Source organism: Gluconobacter sphaericus NBRC 12467, assembly GCF_006539125.1.
Classification (GTDB): domain Bacteria; phylum Pseudomonadota; class Alphaproteobacteria; order Acetobacterales; family Acetobacteraceae; genus Gluconobacter; species Gluconobacter sphaericus.
Genome location: NZ_BJMK01000054.1, coordinates 1 through 8,774, shown reverse-complemented (window position 1 = coordinate 8,774; position 8,774 = coordinate 1). Strand labels below are relative to the sequence as shown.

The following is an 8,774-nucleotide window of genomic DNA, read 5'->3' as shown; positions in this document are numbered from 1 at the left end:
GCTCTAGAAGAGAAAGACATAAAGCCCTGTATTCCAGGACGGAGATCCCGCGGAAAGCCAGCCAAATACGACAAGCGGAAATACAAACGCCGCAACCGCATCGAGATTATGTTCGGAAGGCTCAAGGACTGGCGGCGGGTCGCAACACGCTATGACAGATCTCCGACAGTCTTCTTCTCAGCCGTCTGCCTCGCCGCAACCATCATGTTCTGGCTATGAGTCCTGAACCTAGATTCTGATTTTGGGCTTTTGGCGATTTGATTCATGATTTTTAGGTCGTTTTCGTTCTGCGTTCTGAGCAGATCGAGGTCTGTCCCCGCTAAATAGCTATGCTGCTGGTCCCTCCACGTGCGATAGAATAGTCTATTGGCGGGGAGCCACTTAAGCGCGCTTCACCGCAGAAAACGAACTGCTTGTCCTGTCGTGCAATTGCAATCAGTGTTTGATTCATTTTCTGAGCCAACCGCAAAGCGCGATCCGTTGGTGCTGAAACGGCAACCACCGTCGCCATACCCGCGCGCACAGTTTTAAGTGCCATTTCGTATGAATAGCGACTGGTCAGAAGACAAAATCCATTTTCAAAAAGACGATCATCGCACATCCATGCACCAATCAGCTTATCAAGCGCATTATGACGGCCGATATCCTCACGGATTAAAAGGATTTTCCCATTCTGGTCGGCCCAGGCTGCTCCATGAACCATGCGTGTCGCTGCATTCAGGGTTTGCCACTTTTCAAGATCATGCAGGGCACGCAGGATCGCAGTCGGCGCAATCTTGGCATTGATGGGAAAAGGCACCTCTTCATGGGCATCAACGGACAACACAGTATCAGTCCCGCAAAGACCACAACTTGAATGGCCGGTTTGGGCACGGGGTCTGCGTCGTAGCAGGATTGAAAGACGGTCCCCTGAAATCGTAACGTCCAAGGTCAGACCATCTTCACCATCCAGAACAGAGACTGAGCGGATCTGCTTTTTATTCGTAATGATTTGTTCAGTTAGGCAGTAGCCATAAGCAAAGTCCGTCAGGTGATCCGGGGTCATCATCATCACCCCGTGCGGAACAATGCCATTAAAAACGAGCCTGACCGGAACTTCATCGGCAATATTCAGAACGATCTCTTCCTCTGGGCGACTAAGGAGGGTTGCCGTTCGACTCTGAAATAATGGCGTCATACGCCTTTCTCACTGATACTGCCTGTCAGGAGTGCAACGCCCGCTCCCGGCAAGAAAAAGCTTGTATATGCTCTCATAGCTCTTTCTTGCCGATACGGCTCCCACTTAGCCCGCAATCCGGATTGGGGCTGCAGACGTCACGCTTGGCACAACTTTAACTGGAATAGCCTTGGCCGCTGGCGTACCGCTGATTTCATCGAAAAAATCCAGCGGTAGAAGAGGATTTAACTCTGGGTAATAACCCGCAATAGATCCACGAGACATTGGATAATCCAGAATGGTCAGCCCATCGACATAGCGCCGATATCCATCGTCACTGTAGGTTTCCAGCCCCACGACAGCCCCGTTTTCCAATCCCCGCGCTTCACGATCTTCTTTGTTCATGAAGATAACCATACGCGTGTTATAGACCCCCCGATACCGGTCGTTGTTGCTGTAGATTGTCGTGTTGTACTGATCGTGCGAACGGATTGTGGCCAGCCGAAGCATTGCCGGATCATCAATCACGTCGTCCACCGTTAGCCCCGGAAAAACAAGAAAATTCGCTTTTCCATTCGGGGTCATCCAGACACGACGACGAGGCGGAATATCGAGATGAAACCCGTGAGGGTCTTTCATTTTTTCCGAGAACCCCGTGTAAATCGCCGGATAAACCTCAGCAATCTTGTCCCGAATTAAAGTATAATCTTCGATATAGTCTGCCCACGGAATTTTTGACTCTGGGAGAGTGGCCATAGCCACCCGACAGACGATTTCCGTCTCAGGCCGCACATCGGAGCTAACCGGCTCGAAAACACCACGCGAAGGCGTAACGTTCGACATGGTGTCCTCAATGGTCACGAACTGTTCACCCGCTGACGTACGGATAATCTCAGAACGGGCCACAACAGGCAGAATAAGGGCTTCCTTGCCATGGATCAGGTGCCCGCGATTGAGCTTTGTTGCGATCCCCACTGTAAGATCGAGCTTTGCCATGGCAGCATAAGACCGTTCGGTATCAGGAATTGCGCGGACAAAATTTCCGCCCATACCAAAGAAAATCTTGGCAGTCCCGGCTTCCATCGCTTCAACAGCCTCAATCACATGATGGCCGTGCTCGCGTGGTGGCTCAAAACCGAAAACATCTCTTACGCGATCAAGATAAGCCTGTGTTGGCTTTTCATCGATGCCGATCGTGCGGTCCCCCTGGACGTTGGAATGTCCCCGGATCGGCGCAATGCCCGCACCTTTTTTACCGAAATTCCCCTTGAGCAACAGAAGGTTCGCAACCTGCTGGACAAGTTGGGATCCTTCCTGATGCTGCGTTATTCCCATCCCATAACACATGATCGTCGCGTTGGATTTAGCATAGATTCCGGCAATCCGACGGATCTGCTCTTCCGATATGCCAGAAATACGAGTGATATCTGCCCAGGAAACTGACATGACGTCAGCGCGCAGAGCCTCCAGCCCTACCGTGTGATTAGCAATAAAAGCATGATCCAGCACTGGCTCGCCGCGATCTTCAGCCTCGAACAGCGCGCGCATCATCCCCTTGAAGACTGCCAGATCGCCACCAATACGCACATGAACGAATTCACTGGAAATGGCTGTTGAACCAAACGTGCCCATCTGCAGGATATCCTGCGGTTCCGTAAAACGGATCAGCGCCCGTTCTGGCATCGGATTGATCAGAACGATGGGAATGCCGCGTTTGCGAGCCTCCACTAGGTTCGTCATCATCCGGGGGGAATTGGTTCCGGTATTCTGGCCAATGACAAAGATAGCCTCGGCATGGTCAAAATCAGCCATGACGATCGTGCCTTTCCCAATCCCGATCGACGAAGGCAGCCCGCGGGATGTCGGTTCATGACACATGTTCGAACAATCGGGAAAATTGTTGGTCCCGAACTCGCGCACAAAGATGGAATAAAGAAAAGCGGTTTCATTAGCCGTTCTACCGGACGTATAGAACTCTGCCTGATGAGGGCTTTCCAGCGCCCGAAGGTGCTTTGCAATCAGGGTATAAGCATCATCCCAGGCAATCGGCACATATTTGTCGCTCGCAGGATCATAGCGCATAGGTTCGGTCAGGCGCCCCTGCATTTCCAGCCAGTAATCACTACACTCCGTGAGTTCCGTAACGGTATGCTGGGCAAAAAACTCTCGTGTCACTCGGGCTTTGGTAGCCTCATGCGCGAGGGCCTTTGCGCCATTCTCACAAAATTCAAGTTTCTTTCGATGATCCGGGTCGGGAAACGCACAACTGGGGCATTTGAAACCACCCGGCTGATTCATGGCAAGCAGACCGCGTGATCCTTTGACCAGAACGCTCTGCTCCATCAGCACCTTCGCCGTTGCACCGGTCGCTCCCCAGCCGCCTGCAGGGTGATGATAAGGCTTAAACTCAGACTCTTTGTTTTTGCTCATGATATCAACACTCCCCTTGAAGGACGCCAAACTCCTTCAACGCAGGCACAAAATTTTCGTTCTCATGTTTCGATCTGGCGAGCTTGATCAATGCGAAACGCTGAAGCGGAGTTAACGCAGCCCATTGTTCCGGTGTAGGTGGTGGAACGGCGTCTGCCTCAGCCTGAGACGAAACTGCCTCCGGCATCCGATCCTTCTTCCGCCAGTCTTCAAATGTCTGCGACGGGAGGAAACTGACAGGCTCATCTGCTCGAACGTCAATCAGCTCTTTGACAAGAGTGCGATAGGCGGCCTGTTCCTGAGCCGTCTCACATGGTGCTTCTACCAGACGGCTCCTTTCCTCGCGCAACAAACGGCTCCACTGGCGGAGCGTCATTTTGATTCTCACAAGGTCGAGCTTCTGCCGTGCAATCATTGGAATACATCGCAAAGAGCCTGCAAAATCCCGCTCGAATTCAAAAATCATAGGATTTTCAGACATTGCATTTACCTTCGATCATCGTAGTGAATGATAAATAGGTTTGAAAAATAATTTTTCTCTTACTCATAAATAATTATTTTTATTATATTAATAAAATATTCAACACACGATTTGGAGATATTAATTATATATTATTCAAAATATTTCATATTGAGGTATTTTCTGATTCTTTCAAAGAAAGAGGAACGACCTGTTCGGAATGTGTATCAAGAGGCATGCGTTTGCTCTCAATGGAGACTGGATGGTCGTCCGATCCTATCTCGATGACTTCTTTCCTAAATATCTTCAAACCTCTTCCAAGATCTCCCATAGTGGACGAAAGACGTTTCCCGCCACCAAAAACAATAAGAACAAGGACACAAACGATTAGCCAATGCCAGATACTGAGAGAGCCCACGAATTTCCTCATTAAATTTTTCTATATTTCTCTCCCTTTAGAAATATATCTAAAGGGAGAGAAATGGTCACACAGGTGTAAAGCCCGGCCGATTAACGGGGAATTTGGAAAGCGTTTCCGCAGAAATATTCAAGGTCTGGCGAACCATTTCCGGCGGAACATGCGTGAGCCAATCGGATAAAGAGACTTCAGCGAATCTGTCTGACTTAAAGACGGATATCACCTGAGCTTCTTCATCACCGACATTTTCGACGTAATGCCCGAGGCTCTTTTTGATATACCAGACATCTCCTGGATTAAAATCAGTCGTCTGTGCTTTGGGGCCTGTATTGAATACAGTGACCCTTACTTTGCCTTTGATCACAAAGGCCCATTCATCAGCATTTGGATGCCAATGCATTTCCCGCATTCCGCCCGCTTCAATTGTCTCAAGTGCGGCAGCGACTGTTTTCGAAATGGGAAAGTTCCGGCTATCGGCAATCTGGGCTTGTCCGCCCTGGCTCCGTACAAGAGGTTTGGATCGGGAGAGGCGATAAATTATTTTTTCAGCTCCTGCGACAACGCGAGATTTCTTCTGATCCATTGCCAGATCGGGAGGAACATCGCCTTGGAAGATCCAAAGGTTGTTGAGTGGAATATCTTTGAATGCTTCTGCGGGTACGCCAAAATTCTTTGCAAGGACTTCAGGCGGTGTATGAGCGATCCAGTCGGTTACGAGAAGTGTATTGAATTCCGATGATTTCCCATTGTCAAAAGCAAGAAGAAATTCAGCACCATCTGGTCCCAAACCCTGAAGAGAATGTGGAAGACCTGGAGGGAAATACCATAGGTCGCCTGCTTCGACGTCCTCTACACTGGGACGCCCCTGTTCATCTAGCGTTGTAATGCGACATTTGCCGTAGAGCATGATTGCCCATTCAGCCTGCTGGTGCCAGTGCATTTCACGGATACCACCAGCACTCAAACGCATATTGACGCCGGAAATATCTTCCGAGATTGCAAAATCATCCTGCGTCACTTCGCGAGCCCAGCCACCGTTCTGGATACGGCGATGTGCATTATTAAATGACGCCCAGAAGAGTGGCATGCCATCCACGTCTGTCGGCGGCGGCGATTGAAAGCTCGGAAACTGCGAAGCAAGAGCTGGGTTTTGGGGGCCAGGGTTTGTCAGGCTTGAAGGCGTTTTAGCATTAACTGCGCCCTGCGGAGGACGGTCTGGATTTCCAAATGTTGCTGCGTGAGCAACTCCGGTAAACCCGAGCGCACTAGCAGCAGAAAGAAAACCGCGACGTTGCATGGAACTCATTGTCACTTCCTTTTCTGAGTCCCACTGACAATGGATGTTTGCGCAAAAAAAGAATATTGTACTTTGGTTTAATTGGATCGTCTGAGGTTCACCTATTGCTCCCGAGTGAAGATGAATCTTTCATCCATTCTGGTGGTAACGTGTAATAGTCTCATCTCGAATACCCAGAAATTCGGCGATTCTTACGAATTCAGCTAAGGATTCCGCCTGCATCTTTTTCATGGCATTTGCACGATGAATCTTGATGGTAATTAGGCTGAGCTCAAGGCGAGCCGCTATTTGTTTGTTCAATAAGCCACTCGCAACCAAAGCCATAACTTCTCGCTCACGAGCGGAAAGCTGTTCATAGCGGCACTCAATGTTGGTGCGTTCTTGAGCGATTTGTCGCCTGTCATGCGAAGCTTTCAAGGCGGTATTAATCCCCTTCAGTAGAGCTTCGTCAGTGAATGGTTTGGTCAGAAAGTCTATTGCTCCGGCTTTCATTCCTCTAACAGCCATTGGGATGTCACCGTGACCTGTAATGATAATGACTGGTATATTGATACCTGACTGCTCGAGTGAGGCCTGAAATTCAAGGCCGTCAATGGTTTTAAGATGTATGTCGAGGATAAGGCAGCAGTCACCGGATGGCAGGCCTGTATCCAGAAGCTCTGACGGATCTGAGTAAGTCTCTACACAGAAATCCCAAGACCGAAACAGGCTATCGAGTGATGCTCTGATGCCGGGATCATCATCTACAACGATAATTGTCGCATTTTTACTCGGAATGAACTGCATTGGTTGGGCTGTTACCTGCTGCCGACTTTCTTAGGAATAGGAAGCGTAATCGTCACAATGGCGCCATAAGGGGTACGATTGGTCGCGTTAATGGTTCCATCATGCGCGCAAACTATCTCGCGACAGATCGAAAGTCCCATGCCCATTCCTTGTGCTTTTGTTGTAACAAAGGGGTGGAAAATATCACCTGCATTAGGATTGTTGAAGCCTGGTCCTGTATCCTCGAAACTCATCAGGGCGCCCGTTGAGGGCGAAATGGCTGGTTTGATGTGGATTTCGAGAATCCGCGCCCGATCCGTAATAGCACTCATCGCCTGAATAGCGTTCATCATAATATTCATGATGACCTGCTGGAGTTGTATCCGATCTCCCGAAACTAGGGAGGTAGTCGGATTATGATGTGTCTTGATCTCGACCTGTTTCCCGTCGCTCTCCTTACGAAGAAGCAGCGTCACTTCGTTTATGATCTCGCCGAGGTTCAATGCTGTGTGATAGCTGGTCTCCTTTCTGGTCAGGGCACGTACACGTTTAATGACTTCTGCAGCCCGACTACTATTAGCTGCAATTTGGTCAAAAGAAGAAATAGCTTCAACAATATCTGGCGAAGTTCGGGTGAGCCAGCGTTGCCCCGAATTTGCAAACGTCATAATAGCAGACAAGGGTTGGTTAACTTCGTGCGCTATTGAAGCAGCTAGTTGTCCGAGTGTTGTAATGCGATCGGCATGAGCCAGTTCGGCATGAGCAGCGCGCAATTTTATCTGCGCTTCATTGCGTTCTGTTACATCAAGTGCCATTACGAGTACCCTGCGGAATTCGACATCAGTCGTTGGGCGAGTGATACGTAAAACCACATCGACCTTCCGCCCATCCAAACCAGTCAATGTGGTTTCAACAGTGTAATCGAGAATACCATTCGCGATACTGCATAGAATATCGATCCAACTTTTGGGGTCAGAGAATAGGAGCGATATAGACGTCCCCGCCATATCACGTGGGTTGGGGCGGCCCGTTAGATGTGCCCCTGCGTGGTTTGCGTCACGGATATACGGCTTGTCTGCGAGTTGTCCGATGAACTCCTGAAAAGTCTGTCGAGATAACTGGGATGCAGAATGTGCCAAAATATTGATGACCGAACAGTCAACTTCATAAATAGCGAACCCAACAGCCTGAAAAATTGCGCTATATTGCTGCTCGGAACGCTTGCGTTCAGCTGTTGCCTGTTTTTGTTCTGTTAAATCTGCACCAAATTCTATAACACCGCAGGCCTTGCCGCTACTATCGATCCGTGAAATCCAACGGACATTCAGGACAATCCACTGACCATCGCGGCGTCTTCTCGTAATCTCCCCACTCCACTGGCCAGCAGCTTGAAGCTCTTCTGCTGCGGATGAGGAAATATTCTTCCCGTGGAGTAACGCTGTGCCTTTGCTGCCAATAGCCTCCTCGGGGCGCCAACCATAGAGTTTAGTAGCACCATCATTCCAGCCGATAATGGTATCTGTAGCATCCCGGACAATGACTGTATCGTGTGTGAACGCGAGCATACGTACTTGCTCAGAAAGCGCATCTCGGGTACGTCGATCACGCATAGAGAGCATCGTTGCAACTCCAATCGCCGTTATACTTACTGCGAGCCTGAGATAGGCACCATCAAGTGGTTCTCCAAAATGCTTGATCAGAAAGGAAATACAGGTCAAGCCGATGCAGGTGGCTCCAGTAAGAACAATAATGCGTAGCTTAGCAGAATTGGCTACTAAAAGAATGACCAATACATAGAGCACCGCGAATGCATCACGTAACAGTGTCATTGTGTTTATCAAGAATATGAATAACGCAATGACGCCGGCCGCGACGCAGAAACCGTATGTCTGGAATTTTTCTGAATTGTTACCTTGCTTCAACGCAGACATAGTTATTTCATCAATCTGAGCATTTTTGCTTGTTATCATTCTCTGGGACTGCTGCAAAGCAACCCCTCGTAGACGAATGTCATGGCGCTGGAAGTTGTGGGTCGGCGATTTTCCATTCAAGCTAGGCTCAGGACTCATAGCCAGAACATGATGGTTGCAGCGAGGCAGATGGCTGAGAAGAAGACTGTCGGAGACCTGTCATAGCGTGTTGCGACCCGCCGCCAGTCTTTGAGCCTTCCGAACATGATCTCGATGCAGTTGCGTCTTTTGTATTTTCTCTTATCGTATTTGACTGGTTTTCCGCGGGATCTTCGCCC

Annotated in this window: 9 protein-coding genes; 1 reads left to right on the top strand and 8 read right to left on the bottom strand. The window is 49.4% G+C overall.

All coding sequences use genetic code 11. The annotated features are described in order from the left end of the window. Positions 1–219: transposase (locus tag GSP01_RS13925; protein ID WP_141354483.1), on the top strand; the 219-nt coding region annotated here is incomplete at its 5' end. A gap of 100 nt (positions 220–319) precedes the next feature. On the opposite strand, the gene fdhD is transcribed toward GSP01_RS13925, so the two are convergent. From fdhD to GSP01_RS13885, 8 genes are all read right to left on the bottom strand, one after another. Beyond that, the gene (gene fdhD / locus GSP01_RS13920; RefSeq protein ID WP_141354481.1) at positions 320–1,177 is read right to left on the bottom strand and encodes a formate dehydrogenase accessory sulfurtransferase FdhD; all 858 of its coding nucleotides are present in this window, start codon (positions 1,175–1,177) and stop codon (positions 320–322) included. Positions 1,178–1,282: 105 nt separating this feature from the next. Beyond that, positions 1,283–3,586: an FdhF/YdeP family oxidoreductase gene (locus GSP01_RS13915; RefSeq protein WP_141354479.1), complete on the bottom strand. Its 2,304-nt coding sequence runs from the start codon at positions 3,584–3,586 to the stop codon at positions 1,283–1,285. Between the two features lie 4 nt (positions 3,587–3,590). Further along, positions 3,591–4,052: a nitrate reductase associated protein gene (locus tag GSP01_RS13910; protein WP_141354489.1), complete on the bottom strand. Its 462-nt coding sequence runs from the start codon at positions 4,050–4,052 to the stop codon at positions 3,591–3,593. A gap of 160 nt (positions 4,053–4,212) precedes the next feature. Then, positions 4,213–4,476 carry a twin-arginine translocase TatA/TatE family subunit gene (locus tag GSP01_RS13905; RefSeq protein WP_228123932.1) on the bottom strand — a complete coding sequence of 88 codons (264 nt, stop codon included), beginning with the start codon at positions 4,474–4,476 and terminating at the stop codon, positions 4,213–4,215. A 55-nt stretch (positions 4,477–4,531) separates the two neighbouring features. Beyond that, positions 4,532–5,770, bottom strand: coding sequence for a cupin domain-containing protein (locus GSP01_RS13900; protein WP_167495573.1), 1,239 nt, complete (start codon positions 5,768–5,770; stop codon positions 4,532–4,534). 120 nt (positions 5,771–5,890) lie between these two features. Continuing rightward, positions 5,891–6,547 (bottom strand): response regulator transcription factor, encoded by a 657-nt coding sequence (locus tag GSP01_RS13895; RefSeq protein ID WP_141354474.1) that lies wholly within the window; start codon positions 6,545–6,547, stop codon positions 5,891–5,893. An 11-nt stretch (positions 6,548–6,558) separates the two neighbouring features. Then, positions 6,559–8,514, bottom strand: a complete 1,956-nt coding sequence (locus GSP01_RS13890) for a PAS domain-containing sensor histidine kinase (protein ID WP_255320911.1) — start codon at positions 8,512–8,514, stop codon at positions 6,559–6,561. Between the two features lie 77 nt (positions 8,515–8,591). Then, positions 8,592–8,774, bottom strand: a 183-nt coding sequence (locus GSP01_RS13885; protein ID WP_141354472.1) for a transposase, incomplete at its 5' end; no start/stop codon positions are given.

Coding starts and splice junctions, on each gene's coding strand:
- GSP01_RS13915 (WP_141354479.1), bottom strand. CDS start 3,586: ATGAGCAAAAACAAAGAGTCTGAGTTTAAGCCTTATCATCACCCTGCA.
- GSP01_RS13910 (WP_141354489.1), bottom strand. CDS start 4,052: ATGATTTTTGAATTCGAGCGGGATTTTGCAGGCTCTTTGCGATGTATT.
- fdhD (WP_141354481.1), bottom strand. CDS start 1,177: ATGACGCCATTATTTCAGAGTCGAACGGCAACCCTCCTTAGTCGCCCA.
- GSP01_RS13905 (WP_228123932.1), bottom strand. CDS start 4,476: ATGAGGAAATTCGTGGGCTCTCTCAGTATCTGGCATTGGCTAATCGTT.
- GSP01_RS13900 (WP_167495573.1), bottom strand. CDS start 5,770: ATGAGTTCCATGCAACGTCGCGGTTTTCTTTCTGCTGCTAGTGCGCTC.
- GSP01_RS13895 (WP_141354474.1), bottom strand. CDS start 6,547: ATGCAGTTCATTCCGAGTAAAAATGCGACAATTATCGTTGTAGATGAT.